The sequence below is a fragment of the Candidatus Babeliales bacterium genome (genome assembly GCA_036260945.1).
GTDB lineage: Bacteria > Babelota > Babeliae > Babelales > JACPOV01 > JACPOV01.
Map to the genome: position 1 here is coordinate 36,940 of DATALT010000001.1, position 23,415 is coordinate 60,354.

Here is a 23,415-nt window from a genome sequence, read left to right on the forward strand (position 1 = left end):
GGTATACTCGTGATTATTATTCGTGATGCGCAGCTGCAATTAGGCGAACACACCATATTTCGTGAATTGAACGCCACATTTCAATCTCATCAAAAAGTGGGCCTCGTTGGGCGAAATGGGGCTGGTAAATCCACATTGCTTAAAATTATTGCCGGCCTTCAACAATTTACCGATGGCGCACTTTCTCTGGATAAGCAGCAAAAAATTGCATACATGCCGCAAGAGCTCGTTATGCAATCGGATAAAAATGTTTTTGACGAAGCATTCTCTGTTTTTGAACGGTACACCCAGCTTGAAAAAAGAATGAAAGAGCTCGAAGATTTATTAGCATCGCAGGAAAATGATGATGCCGCAGATTCGATTGAAGAATATGTAGGTGTACAGGAGCAGCTTGCGCATTTTGATAGGGTTAATGCTGAACGTAAAACGATTGAGATCTTGCTGGGGTTAGGATTTAAGAAAGAAAAATTTGAACTGCCCGTAAGCACGTTAAGCGTGGGCTGGAAAATGCGCGTACTTCTAGCAAAACTCCTTTTGCAGGAAGCGGATTTTTATCTTTTTGATGAGCCAACAAACCATTTGGATATTGTTGCAAAAGAATGGTTTTTCAATTTTTTAAAAAATGGCTCGTTTGGGTATTTACTCGTAACCCATGATCGATACTTTCTGGAACATTGCTGCCCTCAAATTTTTGAACTCGAACTGGGACGTGGAACGCTTTATAGTGGTAATTTAACGTATTATTTAGCCCAAAAAGAAGAACGTCGTTTACAAGCAATTACCAAGCGCGACCGCCAGGAAAAAGAGATTTCAAAGAAAGAGGATTGGGCGCAACGCTGGGGAACAAAAGCGACTAAAGCAAAAATGGCGCAAAATATGCTTCGCCAAGTTGACAGAATCAAAGAAGAACTCGTTGAAATTGAGCCACTTTTACCTTCAATACATTTAAAATTTCCTGAAACGGCACAATCCGGAAAAATCGTGCTGACAGTGAAAAATGTTCAGCATTCCTTTGATAATAAACAGCTTTTTAAAAACGTTTCATGCGAAATTGGCCGCGGAGAAAAAGTCGCTTTAATTGCACCAAACGGCGTTGGTAAAACTACTCTTTTTGAATTGGTTCACGAAAAATTACCGCTGCAAAATGGGTCTATTGAATTTGGGCATAACGTCGCCCCAGCATTTTTCGAGCAGGACCAAACGCGGATTTTAAATCCTAAATTGACCGTTTTTGAAGAGGTACAAGAATCGTCTCCAACAATTTCTGAGCAGATAGTTCGCTCTTTTTTGGGATCGTTTTTATTTTCTGGTGATGATGTTAAGAAAAAAATTGGAGTGTTGAGCGGTGGCGAGCGAAATCGCGTTGCAATGGTTAAAGTACTTCTCAAGAGAGCTAATTTTTTACTTCTTGATGAACCCACAAACCATCTTGATATGTACGCGCAGGATATTTTATTGCAAGCGCTCCAGCAATATACCGGAACGATTTTGATGGTATGCCATGATCACGATTTTATTCAAAAATTGGCAACTCGCATTTTAGAGCTGACCCCGACCGGATTGAATAGCTATAATGGCGATTATGAATCGTATCTTTATGCAAAAAAACATATGCAAAATAATTTGGAAGAAAAAGCGAGCACTCCCGCACCAAAAAAAGCTGAAGAGTCAGAACGGCAGCCAAGAAATTCTGAAAATAAAGATCTTTTTGCTCTTCGTAAGCAAGTTTCACAGCTTGAATCAAAAATATTTAAATTAGAACAGGAGATGAAAAAACTGACCGAGCAGTTTGCTCATTTGCAATACGGCTCAGATGGTTACCAGAAAGCTGAAAAGAAATTTAAAGAAACACAGAACGAATTGAGCGTCCGACTTTCCGAGTGGGAGCAGCTGCTTAAAGAATTACATTAAATAGCAGCTATCTTTTTTGCCTATTTCTAGCTCAAGTAGTCCGCGAACCATTTTGGCGTTAAGATGCCGCATTGCCATTAATGGATAATCCGATTTGGGTTTCTTTGTTAAAAATGGAGTTATTGAAGAAAGGTATTCATCATCTAGTGACTGACGTATTGTGGCTGGCAATTTTGAAGCGATAGAAGCTTCACTTATAGTTTCATTAGAATTTGCAAATTTTTTTAAACAGTTAAGTGTAGATTCTACTGCGCGGGCTGATGACACACTTTCGGCAGCAGCAAATAGATCTGCTTCATATTCGTGCAATATGTTCAATGTCGTTCTATTGCATTTAGGAAGTTTGGAAATTATATAATTGGTTTCTTGAGCATGTTTTCTTTTGGCATGTGCAAATTCATGAAACATGCAGCCACTTTTTTGTGTATCTGTTTCACAGCACAAATAAAAAAGTGGACCGACGGTAATATCAATTGTTTTTGTGCTTACGCTTTGTTGAGGGGTTATGCTGGCAACTACTTCAACTTCTGGTGAATAAGCGATATTTATGGGTACGTCTTTAAACCATTCATCTTGTTTAATGAGCTTAGTTATAAGGTTTCTTGTGGTTTTAGGTAACATTTTATCTGAAAATGCAATTTCAGCTTGGGGAAAGGTTAATAACTTCGATGACGGTAGATGATCTAATATCTTTTTTGCTTCATGTGCGCTGCACCCCTTTTCCTGTGCGATAAAATTAATTTTTTTTGTCTCGAAAAATTTTTCAAGAAAACTCTCAGTATTCAGACCATTTTTTGAGAGTACGCGATGCAGGCGTTTAATTTTTTTATTTTCATTAATCCCTTGAGTAATTTCTTGCATAAAAGAGTAGGGATTTTCAGCATTCGTGCTTTGAATTGCTGAGTGAAATAAATGTTCTTCATTTAAAGAATTTGACTTATTGTAAGACGAAATTTCCATGGCTAATGCGCTCATGGTGAAAAGCATTGGATAAAAGAAAGGAAATAGTTTTTTCATTTGAATCAAAAAAAAGCTCAGAATAATAGTAAGAATCGGCTGCTTGTAAGTATACAACGATTAAACGTTTTATTCCAATGTGACGGTGCCATGAATTAATTGCTGATAATAGGTTGAGCGCTTTAGCAGTTCATCATGCGAGTAGAAAATGAGATCTCTTTCTTGTGCAATTAATGAAAAATCTAAAATGCCAATCGCTTTTTCAATGGTTTTTATGCGATGTGCAATTACTATAGTGAGTGCATTAAAAGCAAGCTCCAGAATCATTGCAGTAATTGCTTGTTCGCTCACTTCGTCAAGGCTACTTGTTGGTTCATCGATTAAAATGAGTGCCGGTTTATAGGCGTTTGCTCTTAAATAAAGGCTTGCAAAGTTTAAGCGTTGTCGCTGGCCGCCAGAAATAGTAAGCCCGCCTTCGCCAATGAGCGTATCGAGTCCATTTTTTGATTCGAAAATAGTCCATAAGCCTACACGGCTCAAAATATCAATTAGGTATTCATCGGTATACGTATTCAGTTTATCTTCTGGTAGTCCAAACAATAAATTATAGCGGAGCGAGCCACGCAAGCTTGAAGCTACTTGTCCTTGCATTGCAATAAGGGAACGGCGCATATAATCATCGATCGCATAGATATCAATCCCATCAATAAGAACGCTGCCTGTTAATGGGTTCAGCTGCCCACCTAAAATAGAAATGAGCGTGCTCTTACCAACCCCAGAGGGCCCAATAACACCATAAAGTTTTGATATTTGCGCTGAATTAACAAAGAGCGATAAATTGTGATGATCAAAAATACTATTTTGATCGGTATACCAAAATGAAATATCGTTGGCGACGACCGAAATGGTAGAAGTTGATGCAACTGGCGGAATCATTTCTTCATCAGATTCTTGAAGAACAGGGTAACTCTGTTTGCCAAACGTTGGCAGGAAAGCAAAAAGATCTTTTATGCGAGTGAGCGATCGTGTCATGGTGCGGATGGGGCGCTCGAGGCTGATGATGCCGTAGGTACCCTGAATGTACATTACCATCAAAGCGATACCATCAATTGCGGTTAAATTACCGTGATGAATGTTACCAAGAATATAAGTGCCAAGTAAAAAAACGGTAAATAAATACATAATTTTAATAATTGACCACATCGTGATATTTGCATTCCAGAGACTGCGTTCTTGGCCAAAAAGTTTTGCATCGGTCAGTCTCAGCTGATGATTAATTTCGTTGCTTGCAAAATAGGAACGGATGAGATTGATTTGAGATAAATTTTCTTGGCCCATAGCTTTAACAGCGTCATCGGCATCAATCAGCGTTCGTTCGCGCGGAATAATAAAATAGCGAGAAAGCCCTAAATTGAATGCGAGAATTACTGCCAACAAACCTAAAAGCACAAAACCGAGCCATAAACTTTCATACATCAACGATATAAGAGCAGTAACGATACCAGCCGCATAACCCAAAATGTCTATAAGCACGGAATCAAGGAAGTTTTCATACGCACGGGACGCGCGATCAATTTTTCCTAAAACAGCGCCCGTTTCACGGTGCGCGTGATACATAGGATCTACCTGCAAAAGGAACTGATGCGCATTAAAATGGACACTATGAATACAGCGCAATTGGAGCGTTGAGTTCAATTTACGAACGAAATCCTGAAAAACTATTGAGCTAAGCCACGCGATCGAAAAATAAGCAAAATAATCATAGCGTTTTGCGGTGAACACCCATCCCAAAATAATGGGACTTACGGTATCAAAAATGTTTATGCACGCTTCACCAGCAGCAATAAGAAAGACGCGCCATTTTTGGAGCCAAATAATGTGCCACCATGGTTTTTCAAAGTCCACATGGATAATTGGCGATTTTGTGCGCGGCATAAACGCTCCTTTTATTTTTTTGAAACGTTTGCAGTATACGAAAAAAGGAAATTAAACCGCAATTTTTTAATATTACTCGGAGAAAAAAGGGCATCGCATCTGACCCATGGTATCCTTCGCTTGATTTAATTGCGCATTATTGAGAACGTTTAATTTTTTCAGAGCTTCTTGATGTTCGATGATGAACTTGCAACCGGATGGGGAGTTTTTTTCAAAACAGGCTTTTCGTTCTTTTAAATACTTTTCTATTAATTGCTTTTCCCGATTGTATTTTTGGGCTTTCTGCAGTTGAAGATAAAGTCCTGCGGCAATTTGTGGATGCTGGCCATTAATTTTTTTCATGAGGCCCGGCTCTTTTTCTACTTGTTTGCAGGCCTGAAAATCACCATGCAAACATTCTTTTACACAATATTTTCCATAGTCAGTTAGGCCGTTTAACTGATTTATTTCTAGCGGATTGATATTTTTTTCTGGCTTATTGGTGCCCATTGCCAATGCTTGGAAGGTTGGGACAAGAAAAAGAGCTAAGAGCTTAATATGCATAATAATCCTTTTTTTGTGTTTTTTTTCAAATTTACCAGGCGATTCGACAGGGTGTATATAAAATCGCTGGCTTTGTTATGCTTATTTTAACCTATAAGGATTATTATGAATATGTTCAGTTACAAAAAAATTATGATTTCAGTATTATGCTTTTCCTGGATTGCGCTTTCGTTTGCAAAGACTTCTGTGCAAAGTACTCCTGGTAGAAAAACGATATTAGGGCCGGTCGAGGTGTGCGGCTATGGACAATATAAAAATAGCGTATTTGAGCAGCGCGTAAACGTTAATGGCAAGCTTGATGTTATCGAGGTTGAGTTCCGAAAAGCGATTTCCGTTAATGGATCGGTTTTAGCAAAAAATAGTATTTTTTTTGAAACCGTTGATGTGAATGGTTCAATGGAAGCTATTGGATCTCATTTTGAAAATACGATTACCTTTGATGGAAAATTATCGCTGGAAAATTCCAGCGCAAAAGAGATTATTGTCGCAAATCACAATAAAAAGAATCAAAGCACATTAATTCTCAAGGGTGCGACCGTCGTGGTGGGCGATATTATATTTGAAGGGGAGCCTGGAACGGTTGAAACCAAAAAAGGCGCAAAGATTTTGGGAGCGGTAAAAAATGGAAAAATTATAACGAAAAGATAACTATCTTTTTTGACTCCGCCATCTCATATAATAAAATGCGGCGGGCGCTAAAAATGAAAATGCCGTAACCCCAATTCTAAGCCAATTAATTTCTGAGTATGGTGCGACTAGTTTCATTTCGCCGTTCTCAGTTCTGATAAGTTCAGTAAGATAATAATTTTTAAAGAGTGCTAGACTGCAAAATGTTATTGACCTTCCTGCAGAATCTAAGCCTGAATCACTTACTTTTTTATATTTTCGAGTCCCGAATTGCTTATGATAAATTAATCTGGATTCTTTATCTGCAAGCGCGACAGCGGCCCTTACGATATTTGGATTAAAATCTTGCGATTTTAAATCGAGCGTTCCTGCTATTTTGTTTTTGCTTGAATTAACGTATTTATACAAGAAAATTGGTTGAGAGCTCTTACTCTCTTCGGTCGGAATTAAATAAAGAACGTGTGCAGTGCTATCGTTAATTTTTACGGTTTCATAGGCTACTTGGTAATAACTGCCTGCAAGAGCCTTGGGCAACTCTTTTTGTGTTGGAGCATCGTAAAATTCAATAGGGTCATCATTTTTTATTTCTATTTTTTTCCAATGCACAAATTGCTGGGACCATTTTTCTGATCCGTTTTCATTTGGAAAAAGAAACTCTTGCGTGAAACTATATTGCGCGAGAAAAAATAAAAAAAAATACAACATTTTTTTCATAAAAACTGACAATTAAAAGTACTAAGCTGATTATGCATAATCAAATTGTGAGTTTATTTAAAAACATTTAAACGCAAAACGCAAGATAAGAGAAGTTGTCTTTGCCTTATTCATATTGAAAAAAATAGTTTTTTAAAAATAATATTTTTATGCAGTCTTCTTTCTGATTTTGTTTTATACTTACGTTAATTATAAATCTAAAAATAATATATTTTGTTTATGTTTGCACAAGTACGTTTACTTAATGGATTTCACGAATCGTTATGGTACGAAATACCGCATGAGTTAAAAGAGCTCAAGGTGGGTATGATCGTAAGCGTTCCATTGCGTGCGCGTGTGCTTCCCGCATTGATCCAAAAAATTTCGAGCACCCGGCCGAATGTTTCTTGGCAACTGCGCTCAATCGAAGGGATTGAAAAAGTTCCTGAAGATGTGCATTATCAAAAATTTATTAATCAACTCGCGGATTATTATCAGCTTTCTCCTCTCTATTTTGCGCAACGTTTACGTTCGTTTTTAACGCAAAAAGAGCATGAGATTGAATCAGTTATAACTGATTCAAATCAGCCAGAAGCGAAATTAGTAACATTGACCGATGAACAGCAATACGCGGTGAAGCAAATTACAAAAAAAATTGATGAACAATCATACTCACCATTTTTACTTCATGGATTAACTGGCTCGGGAAAAACAGAAGTGTATAAAAAAGCGCTGCAGCACGCGATTAAAAATAAAAAATCTGCGCTCGTTTTATTACCGGAAGTTTCATTGGCTGTACAATTTACTCAACTATTTCGCGCGGCCATGCCAGAGTGCACCATTTTCGGATTTCACAGTGCAATTGGCGTAAAAGAAAAGCGGGCATTATGGCAAGCGCTCGTGCTGGGTGCGCCGCTCATTATTATCGGAGTCCATTTGCCGATAATGCTTCCGATTAAAAACTTGGGGATTATTGTTGTTGATGAGGAGCATGAAGTTGGTTATCAAGAAAAAAAACATCCACGCATTAACAGCAAAGAGGCGGCGCTCGTGCGTGCGCAAACTGCAGGAATTCCTATTGTTCTGGGATCAGCGACCCCTTCGATCTCTTCATTATATGCTGTGCAACAAAAAGGATGGCAACTTCTGGAGTTAAAGAATCGATATGCCGGATCTTTACCCTGCATTGAAGTGGTTCAGTTTGATAAGAATAAAAAACGGCCAAACTTTTGGGTAAGCAAAGAACTTTACAATGCGATAATTGATAGACTTTCAAAAAAAGAGCAAACGATCTTATTTTTAAATCGGCGTGGCCATAGTTTTTTTGTGCAGTGCACAAAATGCGGCGAGATTGAACGATGTACGCAATGCTCCGTTACGCTCACTCTCCACGATCATGAACAATTGCTGTGCCATTATTGCGGCTTGAAAAAGGAACTGCCGCCTGCATGCATTGGGTGCGGGGCAGATAAAACTTCTTTTTTAAAAAAAGGGATTGGTACGCAGCAGCTCGTTTCGATTATTCAATCACTTTTTCCGACCGCACACGTTGAGCGGGCCGACGTCGACGCTACAGTAAATAAAAAAAGATGGCAGCAAACATTAAAATCGTTTCACGATGGCGCGATCGATATTTTAATCGGAACGCAAACGATTACTAAGGGTTACCATTTTCCCAAAGTGACGTTGGTTGGCGTCATTTGGGCAGATCTGAATTTGCATTTTCCGATGTTTAATGCAGCAGAAACAACGCTGCAACAATTAATTCAAGTAGCGGGAAGAGCAGGAAGAGCGAGTCACGATAGTTTAGTTATTGTGCAAACTATGAGCGAACATCCGATCTTTTCATTTCTCAATGAAACCGATTATATAAAATTTTATGAGACCGAAATGGTAACGCGGCAAGAGATCGAATACCCGCCCTATGCGCGCTTTGTAGAAATAGAACTTAAGCATACAGATGAAGCTATTGTGGAACGGGAAGCGCAGCAACTTGTGCAACAACTTAACGCCAAATCACGATCAACCTCTTTAGCGGTGCGAGTTTTGGGGCCGGCGCGACCATTGGTTCATAAGGTGAATAATTTATGCAGCAGAAAAATGTATTGCAAAGCATCAACAATGCTCGCCATTCAGCGTCTTTTTCAATCAATTGATGAAAATAGTTATCAAAGTAGTATCTATTTTACGCCGCATCCATTGAGCTAAATTTCATCCGCCGCAAATGCTGCTTGCGCGAGCGTGGTGGTAGCGTTACCTATCTTAATAGTTTTAGATGCATCTGCGCCTAAATCCATAAGTATAAGGCAGGCTTTCTGAGAAAACTTACTTCGCGAATCGAACGATTCAATTGTTGATTTCAGTAGCTTTGTTGCTTTTTGATGGGGAAGCTGCACAGTAGTAGCCTTTTCTAAAACATTGAGCCACATTTGCGGGTTATTTCTTTCTGCAGCGGTTGCTAATTCTTTGGTTAAATGCTGTGCATCCATTCCATATGCGTCAACATTAAAACCGAACAATAAAAAGAAAAATGGTAAGTTGGCAGTTAGTTTCATAATACTCAATTAATAAAAGGGACGAACAGCAGTTTATAGAAAAAGAGTTTAGCAAATAATTACGTCATTACCAGTGAGTGCACTATTATTCATTATTCTGTATCGGAGGATTGCGTGGGGATTGTTTTTTGTGCTCCGAGCTCGATAAGCTTTTGTATGATTGGGAGAGTGCCCTCGGTTCTCTTTAATTTTTGTAAAAGCCGTGTTGCGTCCTCAGCACATATATCACCTTGTTTAACATATTTGATCATGTTAAACATTGATTTTACATTCCCTCTGTTAAAACAGTTCGACAACAGTTGATAGGTATTTTGTTGAGGCCTTTTATCATCTTCTGATTCTGAGTTCGGTTTTTTCTCGTCGATCTTATTTACATCCATACTATTTATGCAAACGAACATGGAAAAAAGTAAATAAGCATGAATTCTAATGAGCCAATTTGTCTTCATTTCCAGAACTGCTTCCCTTTACTAACTTCAGAGTGATGGAATAAAAAAGTTAGTGCGATAATGTTGTAATTCTTTTATTGATTGTTCAATATCTTCCAGAGCTCGATGATTATCAGCTTTTTGAAAATTGATTTTTTCATTTGTTGGGTACCAACGTTTGATTACTTCTTTGATTGATGAAACATCAATTAAGCGGTAGTTAAAATAATTAAGAAGAACTGGCATATATTTTTGTAAAAATATCCGATCTTGCCAAACCGAGTTGCCCGCTAAGCGTGCACTATTTGGCTTACAAAAGAGTTTTACAAATTCGAGCGTTTCAGCTTCTGCCTGTTCGGTCGTGATGTTAGATTCTTGGCTTGCGCGCGTTAATCCTGAAGCACCGTGCGTTTTTTTGCACCATTCGTTCATATGATCAAGAATCGAATCAGGTTGATGGATTACCAGGTGGGGTCCATGCGCAATCAGATTGAGATTTCCATCGGTGATAATTGTTGCAACTTCGAGAATAACATCGTATTGGATTTCCAATCCTGTCATTTCCAAGTCGATCCAAACTAAATAATCATCCCGTTTTATGATAGCTTTATTCATAGGTTTTTTTCGATTGCTTACGAATGGTGTTCAACTATAACCATTCTCGTTATACACTATTTAATATACTCATACTATCGAAAACGAGCGGATAAGGGCAAGGAGTTTTATGGATAAAATACGTATTGGTGTGCTTATGGGGGGCAAATCGCTCGAACGAGAAGTTTCATTCAATTCAGGGCGGACGGTTTGCGATCATCTTGATACTTTTAGCTTTGAAGTTATTCCGCTTTATCAGAATACCGTTGGCAAACTTTTTATTTTACCGCTTCGCTTTTTGCATCGTGGAAAAACTACCGATTTTGAACATCGGCTTGAGACAGAGGCGAAATCAGTGAGCTGGGATGAGCTGAAAGAACTAGTAGATGCGATGTATATAGCGCAGCATGGGCGCTATGCAGAAGATGGAACGATGCAAGGTTTTTTAGAAATACTCGGTATTCCCTACGTTGGCAGCAAAGTATTTGCAAGTGCTTTGGGTATGGATAAAATCATGCAAAAAAAAATACTTAAAGCGAGCGGAATTATGGTGCCGCGTTGCGTCGTAATAACTGCGCATGAATTGCACCATGAATTGAATAAAGAAACTATTCTTTCTGACATGAAAAAACAGATGATTACTTTTCCGTGCGTTGTAAAGCCCGCTAAAGAAGGCTCCAGCTTTGGGGTTACCGTAGTGCATCATCAAGATGATTTGATGCCGGCAATAAAAAAAGCAGCCTATTGCGACAATGGATTGATAGAATCGGTTATTATTGATGAAAAAATAAATGGGATGGAATTTACTACTATTATTATTACCGATAATGAAGGCGTTCTTGTGCCACTTTCTGTAACTGAAGTAGTACCGAATCCTGCGCTCGAATATTTCGATTATGAACAAAAATATATGCCCGGAAAATCGGTGCTTTATACACCTGCGCGTTGTACCCAGGAAGCTTTAGAAAAAATCCAAAATATTTGCTGTAAAGTAATGCGTGTGCTGGAATTTAAAAATAGCGCCCGTATCGATGGAATTTTAGCACCAGATGGTTCTATCTTTATTATTGATCCGAATACTTTTAGTGGTGCAAGCCCTTCAAGTTTTATGTTTAAGCAAGCCGCAGAACGCAATATGAGCCACACCCAACTCATTAATCATTTGATTGAAACTGAGGTGCGGGCTTGTGATAAACTAAATAATCGAATCGATTTGGCAAAACGAATGGGAAAAATGGAAGACGCTTCACAACATAGTTCTGAAAAAAAAATGCGTGTTGCTGTTTTAATGGGCGGCGCATCCAATGAAAGAGAGATTTCCCTTGAATCGGGCCGAAACGTATTTTATAAATTATCGCCTCATAGTTATGATGCAATTCCTGTTTTTGTAAACCGACAATTAGAGCTTTTTATTCTTGATCAAAAGCTTTTGGTTTCAAGCTCAACAGGGCAAGTAGAAAAAAGCTTAGAATGTGCGCAAAAAATTTCTTGGGCATCATTGCCCGAGCATGCAGATTTTGTATTTATTGCGCTCCATGGAGGCGCTGGAGAAAATGGCTCTGTTCAGGGAGCGCTGGAAATGTTGGGACTCCCCTATAATGGCTCTTCAGTTCTTGCAAGCGCATTATGTATGGACAAATGGAAAACGAATTCATTCTTGCGATCAGAGGGGTTTGAAGTACCTCGTGGTTTACTGCTTGAAAAAACTATGTGGGAAAATGAGCGAGAGTTTATTAAAAAAGAATTGCAACAGAACGTGGGCACATTTCCGTATATAGTAAAGCCGCATGATGATGGTTGCAGCGTAATGGTTAGCAAAGTGAATAACGATGATGAGCTTGAGCGAGCGGTGCAAACAATTTTTGATCAAGGCAAAAATGCGGCGCTTATTGAAGAATTGGTAACTGGCATGGAACTCACCGTTGGAGTGCTTGGTAATTATTCGCCTCAAGCATTGCCGCCAAGCCAAGCAGTTGTTGCTGGATCAATTTTATCCATAGAGGAAAAGTTTTTACCGGGAGCTGGAGAGAACCAGACGCCTGCGTTGCTGCCAAAACAGACCTTAGAATATGTTCAGCGCATTATAGAAAAAGTTTTTTCTGCAGTTGGCTGTAGAGGATATGCGCGCATTGATTGTTTTTATCAAACGGCACAGCAGAGCGCAACTGGAAAAGAGCGAGTCGTTATTTTAGAAATTAATACATTGCCCGGGCTAACGCCCGCAACATGCATTTTTCATCAAGCGGCAGAGCTTGGCATGAGACCAATGGACTTTATTAATCAAATTGTTCAGCTTGGTTTGCAAGCCCATGAAGAACAATTCGCTGCAGCTGTAGAAAAAAAAATAGAGACTCCAACGGTAAAATAATAAAAGGAAGTAATTATGAAAGACTTGTTAATGTGCTTTTTATTAGTGTGTTGTGTCCAACTCCAATGCGCGGAGCCGCTCAAAAGTTGGCAACAACGATTTGCACTATTTATTGTATCTAAAGATCGTTTTGCACAAGTGCAAAATGGGTCGGAAGAAATATCCGCTGGAAAATTGGGAGACAATAAACCGGTACCAAAAAGATTTGAGAAATCCAATAGGAAAAAATTAATCACAGACGAAAGAGTTTTAGCATTTGCAGTTAGTGCTTGGTATGAATAAAAAAAAGCCCCGAATTTATCGGGGCTCTCTATCGAAATCAATTGCCAGTAGTTGCTGAGCCAAAAGGGCTTTTAGGTGTATTTGAGTTAGAAGCAGGAAGTCTGTCCCAACCGCGTTTAAATAGATATGCTGCGGCGCCAAAAGATAAAAGCGAAGGAGCTTTCTGCGCAGCCCATTCTTTTTTATTTGCGGCAGGATGTGGATAATTGAGGTTGCAAAGGGGAACGCCACCTTTCATATAAAACAAAGCACCTAAACCAGCAAAAATACCACTTGCTGCAAAGTTATAATACGGATTATCAAGCCATTTGTTTTGTGCTTGAGCAAGTGGAGCTGAACAAACAGCGAAAGCCAAAAGTGCTACCTTAAATTTCATAAAGTCTCCTATTTAAAAGAATACAAATGGTCTATTCTGCGCGAACCTACCAAAAGTTGCCATAAATGAAAAGATATACAAAATATGGGAAGTTTTTTTTGTGCATTTTTTTAAGCGAGCACGTAAGAAAATTTAATTGTCGTTCGGTTGGAAAGCGTTTTCGATATACTCGATTTTAAAAATTTTGCCGACTTGATGCACAAGCGCTAGGTCGAAGCGGAGGATGTAATCACGTAATTTGTTTTCAAGAATATAGGAACGTGCGGTTACGATAATTTTTCGCTGCTTTGAAGGAACAATAATTTCTGAAAGAGCAAAATAATTGGAGGTGCGTGTTTTTACTTCGACAAACACAATAAGATCTTTTTTTTGAGCGATGATATCTATTTCGCCACCTTTTTTTCTAAAATTGCGCGCAACGATTGTATAGTTATTTGATAAAAGGTGCTGGGCAACCGCATGTTCGCCAAGATGGCCAACTATTTTTCTTGAATTTTGCTCAGAATCGATGAACATAATCAGGTTTTTTTTGCGTGTTGGAAACAAGCATTGTTGGCGAGTAGCCTGGGAATTTTGATTCAAGGAGCAATGTTTTTTCTTTAAGAAGTTCAGTATTGCCTTGCAAATGTGCTAAATAAGCTTCTAGCTCAAGACATTCTGCATCAAAACGTCCGGTGGGTACAAAAGTTTTTTGGATATTTTTAAGTCGCGCTTCAGCCGCTTTAATATTATATTGCTTTGCATAAAAGTTGAAAATACCTTTTTCATGCTCAAATAGGTCGGTGTAGCAAGTCGTTTGAATTTTTTTCACTTCATCGCGAAATGCTTGCTCTTGCGATTCTTGTTCAAGATAAGCGGTTATCATATCGAGCGTTTTTGTCGTTCGAGTTTGATCGTGCGGGGGTACGAGCTGAGCATAGAAATTGCAGAGTATTTTTTTGTATTCTGCATAATCGCGATCTTTGCTGCCAGGATATAATTTTACGTATTCGCGATAGTACCGCGCCGCTTCTTTCATTTTGCCATCGTCAAAATAGAGATCTGCGCGCTCGAGGCGAAGTTGTTGTACTTCTTGTTGATCGGTACTCATGATAATAAGTTGATCAATGATTCTTAGTCGATCCGATTCGTATCCGCGAGCATAATCGATCGCAAGACGAATGCGTAATTCTTCAACGTTCAAATCTTTAACGAGCTTATGCTGAATCTCTTTCTCCCGCTTTGCTTCATCTTGATTTTTCGACGAAGTATACGGAATGCAGACTTCATTCTTGGTGCGTGGCTCTTTAAGAGCCAACTTTTTTTTGTGATTCATTCTGCAAGAAGAGAGCGATAAAACCATTGTTAGAATGGCAAGGCAATACGAATAAATACGATCCATGAGCATGATAGATGTCTTGAGAAACATGTTTTAATCAAAATATATCATCTCTAACCCTATCAAAAAAGATGCGTATCAGCAAACGCAATCTGAGCGGTGGGGTTACCCTACTATTTGGCGATAAAAGTCTATGAAGGGTATAGTAACTATGTTATGTTGAAACGGTATAGTACCTTCTAACGGTAAAAATAACGTATTTTAAGGCGCACTATGGTGATGAAAAAAAAACTTGGCGAGCTTCTGGTTGCTCAGGGTACATTAACCGAACAGCAATTGCACGAAGCAGAGCGTGCGGCGCACTCAGCAGGCCAGACGCTTGAGGCATATCTCAAGGAACAAAAAATTGTTCCAGCTGCTGCCCTTGCGCAAGCATATGCGGGGCTGGTGGGCGCAGAATATATCGGTAAAATTACTGAAAAAATGGCAGATCCTGGGTTACTTGCTAAGGTGCCGCTTCGTTTTTTACGAAAAAATAGTGTTGTTCCAATCGTACTTGATGGCAAGGTTATTTTAGTGACCGCTAATCCCCTGGATTATCAGCCGATCGATGAACTGAGTAGTTTATTAGGGGGCGATATTGGCGTTGGCGTCACCACGAACGACGTCATCATAGATGCGATAAACCGTTATTATCCTCTTGAGGGCACCAAGCAAATGATTGAAGAGCTTGGCGAAGAAAAAGGAGCCCCGGAAGCGGTAGATTTTTCTGAAATTGAAGAAAAAGATATTATGGCGATGGCGGCTGAGGCACCAATTATTAAATTGGTAAACCATATTTTGGTTCAAGCCGCAAAACGGGGTGCATCGGATATTCATATTGAGCCATTTGAAAAAGAGGTACGCGTTCGCTATAGAATCGATGGGGTAATGTACAATGCGTTTAACCCACCAAAACGTATTCAAGCGGCGCTCGCATCACGTATAAAAATTATGGCTAATCTCAATATCGCAGAAAAAAGAATCCCTCAAGACGGAAGAATCGAAATAAAAGTTGCCGATAAAGCGATCGATATTCGTGTTTCGATTTTACCGGTAACATTTGGTGAGCGGATTGTTCTACGTTTACTTGATAAAACGCGTACCTTCTCGCGCCTTAAAGATCTTGGTTTTAGTGAGCACGATTATAAAGTTATAGAAGGAAGTATTGCCCGGCCTAACGGTATTATATTCGTTTCTGGTCCGACCGGTTCTGGTAAAACATCGACGCTCTATTCTATTTTATCTGAGCTTAACCAACCGGATGTAAATATTGTGACGGTTGAAGATCCCGTTGAATATCAAATGCCCGGCATTGGCCAAGTTCAAGTAAAAGAAAAAATAGGATTAACATTTGCAGCAGCATTGCGTTCAATTTTGCGTCAAGACCCTGATATTATTATGATCGGTGAAATTCGAGACCAAGAAACGGGGCAAATCGCCATTCAAGCAGCTTTAACTGGCCATTTAGTTTTAAGTACGATTCATACAAATAACGCTCCCGCTACGATAACGCGATTGCTAGATATGGGAATTGAGCCATATCTTATTGCATCATCGGTTGTAGCGATCTTAGCGCAACGACTTGTTCGTACGCTCTGCCCACATTGTAAAAAAGTGTATAAACCGACAGCCGAAGAGATCGAAAGTTTAGGAATAACTGCCAAAGAGGCAGCAACTATTACTTTCTATATGGCAGTTGGCTGCGATGAATGTGGCGGCACTGGTTACAAAGGACGAATGGCGATCTTTGAAGTTATGGAGATGAGTAACGAAATTGCGAAATTAACAATGGAACGTGCTGATATGTCCATAATTCGCAAAGAGGCGCTCAAAGAAGGAATGACCATGCTTGTCAGCGATGGTCTGCGCAGAATTAAAGAGGGCCTTACTACGATTCAAGAAGTGGTTCGAGTTGCGGCTGCGGAAGAAGAAATGATTGAGTAATTTTTAGGGGGGGCAATGGCACGTGCAATTCAATCAGGAAGTTCGTTGCTTGAACTTTTGATTGTATTTGGGACTGTTGTTCTTTTAATGACGATGGTGATTGCACATGCGCCAAGCATCAAGCGGTATGCGGTACGTGCAGAGATTGAGAAATTGCGTTCAGCATTTTGGTATCTTGGGCAACGTGCTCAAATTGAAAATAAAGAGTTTACGATTTCTTTCGATATACCAAGCAGCAGCTATCGCGTTGATGATCGGCAACACATATTACCATCATGCGTTCGTTTCGGTGCCGCGCCCGAGATTTATGGGCCACCATCAGATCCAAAAAACAGAATAAATTCTGCAGTAACATTTAAGGATCAACGTGCCATATTTCGCCCAGATGGTACTATCTCTTCGGGGACTGTTTACCTTTATGCACCAGAAAGTAAAAATAGTTACGCACTTACGCTACCAGTAGGATTAGTTTCCTATATAAGACTTTATCGTTATCAGCATGAATGGAAATTGATAGAATGATCCGTTTTGATTTTTTCAGCCGCTTTCTGATTGCAGCGTTCATTGGAACGTGTTTGGCAATTATTATTACTCAAAACGATGATCGTTTTAAAAAAAGCTGCGAAAAAAAAATAAAACAAATTTTTGAGGAAACATTTTCTTGTCGAGTGCAAGAGGGGAAAATAGAGAGCATTAATTTTTTCACCGGTAGAGTGATCGGAAAAAATATAAAAATTTGTGCGCTTGATGATTCATGGTTTTGGCAAGCACCGCTTCTTGAATTAAAAATACCCTGGCTATTTTCGATAATAAATAAAAAAATTGGCTTAGAGATTTTTTTGAAAAAATTAGAAGCACATTCTCAGCTTTTAAAGGGTGAGCCATCAATCGTTAATCATATTCGTTCAATGATCGATGGTCCGGTGGGTATGCCCGTAGTGCTGAAATCTCTTTCATTGAGCGAAGCTACATTTCAGTTAGATAACGAAATTGATTTCAATAGTTCATTCAATCTTTCTATTGATAATAGGGATGACGGAGTAAAAATCGCATGCACGTTAATAGATGGAAATTTATTGAGCAAAAAATTTGCAGATTTGAGCGAAATTTCAGGCTCGTGCATTATCGAAAAAGAAACGGGTCAATCAGTACCTATCTTTGCATGCAATTTAAAATGCAAAACGGATCGCGCATTATTTAATGATACTACTCAGCTTATAATTAATGCAAAAAGTGATGGCGAAAACGTTATTGCTGTATTGGGCAATTTAATTAACCCAAGCTGTATGTGCGCAAAAGGGATAGTACGATCAATTTACGATTATTCTTTTACTATTGATGCATCGATGCCAGTAGCATCATTAGCGACGTTGGTTGGCGCCGGTGAACACGCACGATATTGCAAAGGTGCTGGATTGGTAACTGCAAAAATTAATCAAGATGCATCCGGATGTTTTATTGATTCTTCTGCGCACATAAAAGAAGCTTCATATAATAATCTTTCGCTTGGTTCAATTGATTTGACAGCAAAATTGAATGATACACGTTGGCAAGGAAACTTTTCGCTCGCAACGCCAATTGCTTCTCAATTGAGCGGATCTTTTGGATTTGATCAACAAACGAAGATTGGCTCATTCGAGTGTGCGTTAGCTGAAATAGTTCCGATAGAGGGCACGCAATGGCAAATCGAATCTGAAGGAACACGAATAACATGCAACTATGATAATGATCGAGGTCTTGAAGGTTCGTATTTAGTGCGTTTAAAAAATCGCATTGATGATACCGCTCGCGAAATTTCTGGAACCTTGTATGCCGATTCATCCGCAGGAACATTACAAGGTTTCCTGGATGAGGCAAGCTATTGCGCACAATTCGTGGCAAATCCGGCAGGGATAATCATAGATGGAAGCTGCAAGATAAAAGATAAAGAATTAATAAAGATATATTGCTCCGAAGATAAAATTGTACAAGGAGAGATTGACTACCAAATTATTCGTAATGTGCTCAAAGAGATTTTCAATGTATCGGTAAAAGGGGAAGGAAAAATCGCACTTTCTGCTCAATACAAAAATGGTCTTATTGAGGGCGCTATCAAAATGATTAATGGAACTATTCAATTAGCGCCGACGTATAATTTTGTAAAAAATTTTAACGCAGAAATTGCGCTTGATTTTGCGCGGCGTGCATTTTATTTGAAAAATGTAGTGATCGATCTTCTGGAGGGGTCAATCAAAACTGAGCGCGCTGCTATCATTCTTGATTCCTGGGGAAGATTGCGATTTATGCATATTCCCTGCGTGCTAGAAAGAGTTTTTTTTAATATTGAAAAAGAATGTTTTATTGTTATTTCAGGAAATTCGCTTTTTTATAAAAATGATGATCAAACAACTATTTACGGTCGACTTGTTCTTGATAAAGGACAACTCAAAAAAAATATTTTCTCATTGATTACTTCAAGGCAGCATATTGCACCTTTCAAAACACCGTTTGAAAAAACAGCTTTTGATGGTGATCTCGATATTGCTTTGATGACGCGCAAGCCATTAAGTATTAAAACTTCGTTTCTGGATACCGATGCAGCGCTTGATTGGAAGGTTAAAGGAACGGTGAAAGAACCACTGGTGACCGGAAAAATTTTGCTCTCGCGCGGATTGCTGAATTTTCCGTACAAACCACTTTTTATTACGCAAGGAAAAATATTTTTTGTTCCGCCTCATCTTTTTGATCCAGAAATAACCTTGATAGCAAAAGGAAGAGTTCGCCATTATGATTTAACGCTTCGGATTGGCGGCTCAGTTGAGCATCCGCATATTAACTTTGAATCGACTCCGCCGCTTACCGAAGAGCAAATTATTACGTTGCTTTTAATTGGATCAGAAAGTGGATCATTATCTCTTATTATGCCAACGCTTATTATGAATAATGTGCAGCATCTTTTATTCGGCCCGGAGCAATCGATATCAAAACTTGAAAGCTATTTTAAAAGTTTACTTGCGCCACTGAAGAATATAAGAATTGTGCCCAGCTTTACAGACCAATCAGCGCGTGGTGGATTGCGAGGTGCAATTGAAATCGATGTTAACGATCAGTTACACGGCCTTGTTCAGAAAAATTTTAGTCAGCTGGAAGATACTAAATTTGAAGTTGAATATTATTTTTCTGATGATATCACTTTGCGTGCAATTAAAGATGAGCATGGAGATCTTGGCGGTGAACTTGAAGTAAAATGGAAGTTCTGATAGCAAGCCAGCAGCTTTTTGTCTCATAATTGCAAAGCACAAAAGATTATTGTACGCTAGCCGATACTTTAAATGGCAATTAGGAGAGAATGGGCCTATGAATATGCATAAAGCAACGTTTTTTATTGTTCTCTATTTAAATTTAATCACATTTTGTATTGGTAATGCGATTGCGCCAGATGAGGCAATTAACTATTTGTGCGAATCGTTGCCGAGCAAGAATGGCCAGATACAAAAATCTTTTTTTACGCCCGATAAAGAACATTCGGTAAAAAAAATTATGATCGATTTAATTCGCTGCGAAACCGAAGAAATTATCGCAGCGCTTTATCGACTTACTGAGCCAGATATTGCTGCGGAGCTTTTGACAGCGTTTAAGCGGGGAGTAAAAATTTGTTTGATTACCGATCTTGGTTGCTTTTTTGATAAGAACGAAAAAATTACCAGCTTATATCAGGCAGGAATTGAAATGGGCTATTATGGAAAACCATATTCGATTATGCACAATAAATATTGGCTATTTAAAAAAAATTTCTTAGGACCTCTTTTGGTTACCGGCTCAGCAAACACGACAAAGGGCGGATTACTGAGTAATAAAGAAAATATTATTGTTACAAATAATAGTGAAATGATTGCCGATTTTAAGAAAAATTTTGGAAAAATTAAAGGCGAAGCTTCAACTGGCATTCCAACTAAAGAAGCGCTTCGTGAATACGCGACACAGGAAATGTGGAACGGTCTAAAATACGGAATCAGAAGAACAATTTATTCTTTAAGAGTGCGCTAAAAAACGGAAGCTAAAAAGGAGATGCGCTAAACTCATATGATGATTTGCTTCATTACTACAATTCCTTCTTAGCTTGGCACCAGACTATTTCTGTTTATGGAAAAAAGCAAGCAAAATTTGTGTGCGCATACTCTGTGCGCAGGGCTTATTTTTTGAGCTGATCAATCACCCGTTGCATATCTGCGGGCATCGATTCGAGAAAAGAAAAAGGTTCGCCATCAAAGGCAAATGAAAGTGAAGAAGCATGAAGCGCTTGGCGATCGATGCGTGGTGATTTTTTACCATAAAGAATATCGCCCACCAGCGGATGGCCGATCGCGTTAAAATGAACGCGTATTTGGTGAGTGCGTCCCGTAACTGGTTGAACTTCAACGAGCGTTGTGTCGGTAAAATATTCAAGCACTTTATAATGAGTCAGCGCAGCTCGCCCTTGAGCGGATTGGTGAGACATTTTGTTCCGCGTTATCGGATCGCGATCGATGGGAAAATCAATGGAGCCTATGCGATCAGGATGACCATGAACGATTGCAATATACGTTTTTTTAATTGCACGATTCTTGAAAAGATCACTAAATTTAAAATGTGCATAATTCGTTCGCGGAATTACCATGAGGCCTGAGGTATCTTTATCGAGGCGATGAACGATGCCAGGCCTATCTTGATTACCTACCATTTTTAGCTGTTGCCAGCGAGAAAGAAGCCAATCAACAAGCGTTACATCCGTATTGTATGCTGAAGGCTTATGCACCATGAGCCCGGCTGGTTTGGCAACGATTAAAAACTCTTTATGCTCATAAACAATTTTTACATCAAAGTTCTGTAGTTTGTTTTCGATTTCCGGGCCACCTGTATACGAAATAGAAGGAGCGGGAGGAATCGCGATCATAACATCATCCGATGGTTTTACCAGGGTGCTTGATTTAGCAACTTTATTGTTGATCGTCACAAGCCCTTTTTTGATAAGATCTTGGAGGTATGAGCGGGAATAATGGGAAATATGCTTAGCGATGAAAACATCTGCACGAACCGGCTTTTGTTCGGGCAATGCTTTCAGAGCATGAGACGTATGGATTTTTTCTGACATATTCTCCATTTTTTATACCTCGTTTTGGAAAACTCGCTTAGTTGTAATAGAAATAGCAACCAGCCTCTAGTTTCCAGATTAAAAAGAGTGTAGGTTAAAGTCAAATGGACATGGGCCAGCTGATCGATTATGCTTAGAAGGCTCGACCAAAAAATACCACTTTTTTGCTAACCAACTCGCACGTAGTGACAGAAAAACTACGATTTTGCGGGGACCCGGAAAAATAAGGCGGATGTTCCTTTAGGCGACGGGGTGCGGCACACGCCAAATGCCACGAAGCTGCTTTCTCTGGGCAAACCATTCAGGAGTGCAATCCTATGAACTCAGATATGCTGCTGCAGGAGATGCAACATCATGTGGATGAGCTAATTATGAGAGATACTCCCCAGGCTCAGGCTCGATGGCAACAATTCTTGTCCCTTCACCCGGCAGATAGTGCTCAATTTTTTTCGATAATAGACAAAGAAAGTGCAAAAAAAATATTCTTGGCGTTGCCAATGGGGCTCAAAATTGAGGTTTTTGGGGAACTTTCAAACGCGATGAAAGTATTTGTTCTTTCGTTTTTGCCCGATCAAGATAAAGCGGGCATTTTAAATAATACCCCGATCGATGAATTGACCGACTTTTTTGATGAGCTCTCTGATGATGAACTTAAGGATTATCTGAAACTGCTCAGTACTCAAGATCGGCAGACCGTTCTTTCATTGCTCAAATTTGATCCGGAGTCTGCTGGCGGTATTATGAATACCGATGTACTTTCTTTCTTACAGGATTTTACGGTAGAAAAAAGTATTCATGTTCTTCAGCGATTACAGCCCCGGCGCGATTTGCATCAGCAAATTTATGTGACCGATCAAGATAATAAACTGGTGGGGCATATTCAGCTTGAGGATTTAGTTCTTAAAAATCCTAAAGATAGACTTGCTTCTTTTTTGCGTAAAAATGAACTTGTAATTGCTGCAGATGAAGATAGAGAAGAAGTAGCAAAAAAGATGATTCACTATGGCCTGATGACAGTGCCAGTGGTTAATGAAAATAACCTTTTTTTGGGGGTTATTTCCAGCGACACGTTGGTTGACGTCATTGAGCAAGAAGCGAGTGAAGACGTATATCGTATTTCTGCGATGACGCCAATCAAATATCCGTATTTTGAAACTTCCTTCTTTCGTATATTTTATGAGCGCAGTTACATTTTGATTATTTTACTCTTAGCGCAATCGGTTTCTAGTATCATTATAAAATCGTACGAATCGATTATTTGTGGCTTTCTTACGCTTTTCATTACGATGCTTACTAGTACCGGCGGGAACTCAAGTAGCCAAACTTCCGCATTGGTAATTCAAGGATTGGCATCTGGCGATATTACACAAAATAACATTGGCCGCTTCTTGCGCCGTGAGATTTTAATGGCGTTTATGATCGCTTCGGTGTTGAGTGTTTTTTCTTTTTTGCGGGTTTACTTTACGTACGGAGAACTGTTGGGCAGCTTCGCGGTAAGCGTTTCTCTCTTTTTTATAGTTCTCCTTTCGGTTATTCTAGGCTCTGGAATTCCAATAGTGCTTAAGCGCTTTAATATTGACCCTGCATATGCGGCGGGACCCTTCCTGGCAACGCTTATGGATATATTTGGATTGTTGATTTATTGTTACATAAGTAAATTAATTTTGTATTAAATTGGCGATTTTCTTGACAAAAAAAGCCATAATTAATACGATTTAAAAGTCTTTGTTAT

21 protein-coding genes are annotated in these 23,415 nt (G+C 39.2%); 10 read left to right on the forward strand and 11 right to left on the reverse strand.

Annotation, left to right across the window (positions count from 1 at the left end):
* The first annotated feature begins 9 nt into the window (after window positions 1–9).
* Entirely contained in the window at window positions 10–1,911 is a 1,902-nt protein-coding gene (locus VHO47_00155) for an ATP-binding cassette domain-containing protein (GenBank protein HEX2977525.1), read from the forward strand.
* Here VHO47_00155 and VHO47_00160 read toward each other — a convergent pair.
* From VHO47_00160 to VHO47_00170, 3 genes are all read right to left on the reverse strand, one after another.
* Complete coding sequence (locus tag VHO47_00160; protein ID HEX2977526.1) at window positions 1,903–2,928, reverse strand: hypothetical protein; 1,026 nt, start codon at window positions 2,926–2,928, stop codon at window positions 1,903–1,905. The two genes, VHO47_00155 and VHO47_00160, sit on opposite strands and share 9 nt — an antisense overlap.
* Window positions 2,929–2,997: 69 nt before the next feature.
* Window positions 2,998–4,803 (reverse strand): ABC transporter ATP-binding protein, encoded by a 1,806-nt coding sequence (locus tag VHO47_00165; GenBank protein ID HEX2977527.1) that lies wholly within the window; start codon window positions 4,801–4,803, stop codon window positions 2,998–3,000.
* Between the two features lie 72 nt (window positions 4,804–4,875).
* Window positions 4,876–5,346, reverse strand: a complete 471-nt coding sequence (locus tag VHO47_00170; protein HEX2977528.1) for a hypothetical protein — start codon at window positions 5,344–5,346, stop codon at window positions 4,876–4,878.
* 105 nt (window positions 5,347–5,451) lie between these two features.
* Between VHO47_00170 and VHO47_00175 the strand changes: the two genes are divergently transcribed.
* Window positions 5,452–5,994 carry a hypothetical protein gene (locus tag VHO47_00175; GenBank protein HEX2977529.1) on the forward strand — a complete coding sequence of 181 codons (543 nt, stop codon included), beginning with the start codon at window positions 5,452–5,454 and terminating at the stop codon, window positions 5,992–5,994.
* Here the strand turns inward: VHO47_00175 and VHO47_00180 are convergent, their stop codons facing one another.
* Entirely contained in the window at window positions 5,995–6,687 is a 693-nt protein-coding gene (locus tag VHO47_00180) for a hypothetical protein (GenBank protein ID HEX2977530.1), read from the reverse strand. It lies immediately after the preceding gene.
* 219 nt (window positions 6,688–6,906) lie between these two features.
* Here VHO47_00180 and priA point away from each other — a divergent pair, with 219 nt between their 5' ends.
* Window positions 6,907–8,874: a primosomal protein N' gene (gene priA, locus VHO47_00185; protein ID HEX2977531.1), complete on the forward strand. Its 1,968-nt coding sequence runs from the start codon at window positions 6,907–6,909 to the stop codon at window positions 8,872–8,874.
* Here priA and VHO47_00190 read toward each other — a convergent pair.
* The 3 genes from VHO47_00190 to orn form a co-directional block, all read right to left on the reverse strand.
* The gene (locus tag VHO47_00190) at window positions 8,871–9,221 is read right to left on the reverse strand and encodes a hypothetical protein (GenBank protein ID HEX2977532.1); all 351 of its coding nucleotides are present in this window, start codon (window positions 9,219–9,221) and stop codon (window positions 8,871–8,873) included. The two genes, priA and VHO47_00190, sit on opposite strands and share 4 nt — an antisense overlap.
* A 92-nt stretch (window positions 9,222–9,313) precedes the next feature.
* The gene (locus tag VHO47_00195) at window positions 9,314–9,670 is read right to left on the reverse strand and encodes a hypothetical protein (protein ID HEX2977533.1); all 357 of its coding nucleotides are present in this window, start codon (window positions 9,668–9,670) and stop codon (window positions 9,314–9,316) included.
* A 27-nt stretch (window positions 9,671–9,697) separates the two neighbouring features.
* Complete coding sequence (gene orn, locus VHO47_00200; GenBank protein HEX2977534.1) at window positions 9,698–10,264, reverse strand: oligoribonuclease; 567 nt, start codon at window positions 10,262–10,264, stop codon at window positions 9,698–9,700.
* Window positions 10,265–10,373: 109 nt separating this feature from the next.
* Between orn and VHO47_00205 the strand changes: the two genes are divergently transcribed.
* Together VHO47_00205 and VHO47_00210 are read left to right on the forward strand one after the other, a co-directional pair.
* Window positions 10,374–12,611, forward strand: coding sequence for an ATP-grasp domain-containing protein (locus VHO47_00205; GenBank protein ID HEX2977535.1), 2,238 nt, complete (start codon window positions 10,374–10,376; stop codon window positions 12,609–12,611).
* 15 nt (window positions 12,612–12,626) lie between these two features.
* Window positions 12,627–12,893, forward strand: a complete 267-nt coding sequence (locus tag VHO47_00210) for a hypothetical protein (GenBank protein HEX2977536.1) — start codon at window positions 12,627–12,629, stop codon at window positions 12,891–12,893.
* A gap of 37 nt (window positions 12,894–12,930) precedes the next feature.
* Here VHO47_00210 and VHO47_00215 read toward each other — a convergent pair whose 3' ends face one another.
* From VHO47_00215 to bamD, 3 genes are all read right to left on the reverse strand, one after another.
* The gene (locus VHO47_00215) at window positions 12,931–13,269 is read right to left on the reverse strand and encodes a hypothetical protein (GenBank protein HEX2977537.1); all 339 of its coding nucleotides are present in this window, start codon (window positions 13,267–13,269) and stop codon (window positions 12,931–12,933) included.
* Window positions 13,270–13,401: 132 nt separating this feature from the next.
* Window positions 13,402–13,785: a YraN family protein gene (locus VHO47_00220; GenBank protein ID HEX2977538.1), complete on the reverse strand. Its 384-nt coding sequence runs from the start codon at window positions 13,783–13,785 to the stop codon at window positions 13,402–13,404.
* Window positions 13,769–14,656: an outer membrane protein assembly factor BamD gene (gene bamD, locus VHO47_00225; protein ID HEX2977539.1), complete on the reverse strand. Its 888-nt coding sequence runs from the start codon at window positions 14,654–14,656 to the stop codon at window positions 13,769–13,771. Before bamD ends, VHO47_00220 begins: the two co-directional genes overlap by 17 nt.
* Window positions 14,657–14,860: 204 nt before the next feature.
* On the opposite strand from bamD, the gene gspE reads away from it, so the two are divergent.
* The 4 genes from gspE to VHO47_00245 all read left to right on the forward strand — a co-directional run bounded on the left by gspE (window position 14,861) and on the right by VHO47_00245 (window position 20,599).
* Window positions 14,861–16,573 (forward strand): type II secretion system ATPase GspE, encoded by a 1,713-nt coding sequence (gspE, locus tag VHO47_00230; protein ID HEX2977540.1) that lies wholly within the window; start codon window positions 14,861–14,863, stop codon window positions 16,571–16,573.
* Window positions 16,574–16,588: 15 nt separating this feature from the next.
* Window positions 16,589–17,095, forward strand: a complete 507-nt coding sequence (locus VHO47_00235) for a hypothetical protein (GenBank protein ID HEX2977541.1) — start codon at window positions 16,589–16,591, stop codon at window positions 17,093–17,095.
* On the forward strand, window positions 17,092–19,812 hold the full coding sequence (locus tag VHO47_00240) for a translocation/assembly module TamB domain-containing protein (GenBank protein HEX2977542.1): 2,721 nt from the start codon (window positions 17,092–17,094) through the stop codon (window positions 19,810–19,812). The genes VHO47_00235 and VHO47_00240 overlap by 4 nt, the downstream gene beginning before the upstream one ends.
* Window positions 19,813–19,909: 97 nt before the next feature.
* Window positions 19,910–20,599, forward strand: a complete 690-nt coding sequence (locus VHO47_00245) for a phospholipase D-like domain-containing protein (GenBank protein ID HEX2977543.1) — start codon at window positions 19,910–19,912, stop codon at window positions 20,597–20,599.
* Between the two features lie 145 nt (window positions 20,600–20,744).
* On the opposite strand, the gene VHO47_00250 is transcribed toward VHO47_00245, so the two are convergent.
* The gene (locus VHO47_00250) at window positions 20,745–21,692 is read right to left on the reverse strand and encodes an RluA family pseudouridine synthase (GenBank protein ID HEX2977544.1); all 948 of its coding nucleotides are present in this window, start codon (window positions 21,690–21,692) and stop codon (window positions 20,745–20,747) included.
* Between the two features lie 308 nt (window positions 21,693–22,000).
* Here VHO47_00250 and mgtE point away from each other — a divergent pair, with 308 nt between their 5' ends.
* Window positions 22,001–23,356 (forward strand): magnesium transporter, encoded by a 1,356-nt coding sequence (mgtE, locus tag VHO47_00255; protein ID HEX2977545.1) that lies wholly within the window; start codon window positions 22,001–22,003, stop codon window positions 23,354–23,356.
* Window positions 23,357–23,415: the final 59 nt, after the last annotated feature.

Excerpts from the sequence above, each read along its gene's own strand:
- VHO47_00160 (HEX2977526.1), bottom strand. The coding sequence starts at position 2,928 with ATGAAAAAACTATTTCCTTTCTTTTATCCAATGCTTTTCACCATGAGC.
- VHO47_00165 (HEX2977527.1), bottom strand. The coding sequence starts at position 4,803 with ATGCCGCGCACAAAATCGCCAATTATCCATGTGGACTTTGAAAAACCA.
- VHO47_00170 (HEX2977528.1), bottom strand. The coding sequence starts at position 5,346 with ATGCATATTAAGCTCTTAGCTCTTTTTCTTGTCCCAACCTTCCAAGCA.
- VHO47_00175 (HEX2977529.1), top strand. The coding sequence starts at position 5,452 with ATGAATATGTTCAGTTACAAAAAAATTATGATTTCAGTATTATGCTTT.
- VHO47_00180 (HEX2977530.1), bottom strand. The coding sequence starts at position 6,687 with ATGAAAAAAATGTTGTATTTTTTTTTATTTTTTCTCGCGCAATATAGT.
- priA (HEX2977531.1), top strand. The coding sequence starts at position 6,907 with ATGTTTGCACAAGTACGTTTACTTAATGGATTTCACGAATCGTTATGG.
- VHO47_00190 (HEX2977532.1), bottom strand. The coding sequence starts at position 9,221 with ATGAAACTAACTGCCAACTTACCATTTTTCTTTTTATTGTTCGGTTTT.
- VHO47_00195 (HEX2977533.1), bottom strand. The coding sequence starts at position 9,670 with ATGAAGACAAATTGGCTCATTAGAATTCATGCTTATTTACTTTTTTCC.
- orn (HEX2977534.1), bottom strand. The coding sequence starts at position 10,264 with ATGAATAAAGCTATCATAAAACGGGATGATTATTTAGTTTGGATCGAC.
- VHO47_00205 (HEX2977535.1), top strand. The coding sequence starts at position 10,374 with ATGGATAAAATACGTATTGGTGTGCTTATGGGGGGCAAATCGCTCGAA.
- VHO47_00210 (HEX2977536.1), top strand. The coding sequence starts at position 12,627 with ATGAAAGACTTGTTAATGTGCTTTTTATTAGTGTGTTGTGTCCAACTC.
- VHO47_00215 (HEX2977537.1), bottom strand. The coding sequence starts at position 13,269 with ATGAAATTTAAGGTAGCACTTTTGGCTTTCGCTGTTTGTTCAGCTCCA.
- VHO47_00220 (HEX2977538.1), bottom strand. The coding sequence starts at position 13,785 with ATGTTCATCGATTCTGAGCAAAATTCAAGAAAAATAGTTGGCCATCTT.
- bamD (HEX2977539.1), bottom strand. The coding sequence starts at position 14,656 with ATGCTCATGGATCGTATTTATTCGTATTGCCTTGCCATTCTAACAATG.
- gspE (HEX2977540.1), top strand. The coding sequence starts at position 14,861 with ATGGTGATGAAAAAAAAACTTGGCGAGCTTCTGGTTGCTCAGGGTACA.
- VHO47_00235 (HEX2977541.1), top strand. The coding sequence starts at position 16,589 with ATGGCACGTGCAATTCAATCAGGAAGTTCGTTGCTTGAACTTTTGATT.
- VHO47_00240 (HEX2977542.1), top strand. The coding sequence starts at position 17,092 with ATGATCCGTTTTGATTTTTTCAGCCGCTTTCTGATTGCAGCGTTCATT.
- VHO47_00245 (HEX2977543.1), top strand. The coding sequence starts at position 19,910 with ATGAATATGCATAAAGCAACGTTTTTTATTGTTCTCTATTTAAATTTA.
- VHO47_00250 (HEX2977544.1), bottom strand. The coding sequence starts at position 21,692 with ATGGAGAATATGTCAGAAAAAATCCATACGTCTCATGCTCTGAAAGCA.
- mgtE (HEX2977545.1), top strand. The coding sequence starts at position 22,001 with ATGAACTCAGATATGCTGCTGCAGGAGATGCAACATCATGTGGATGAG.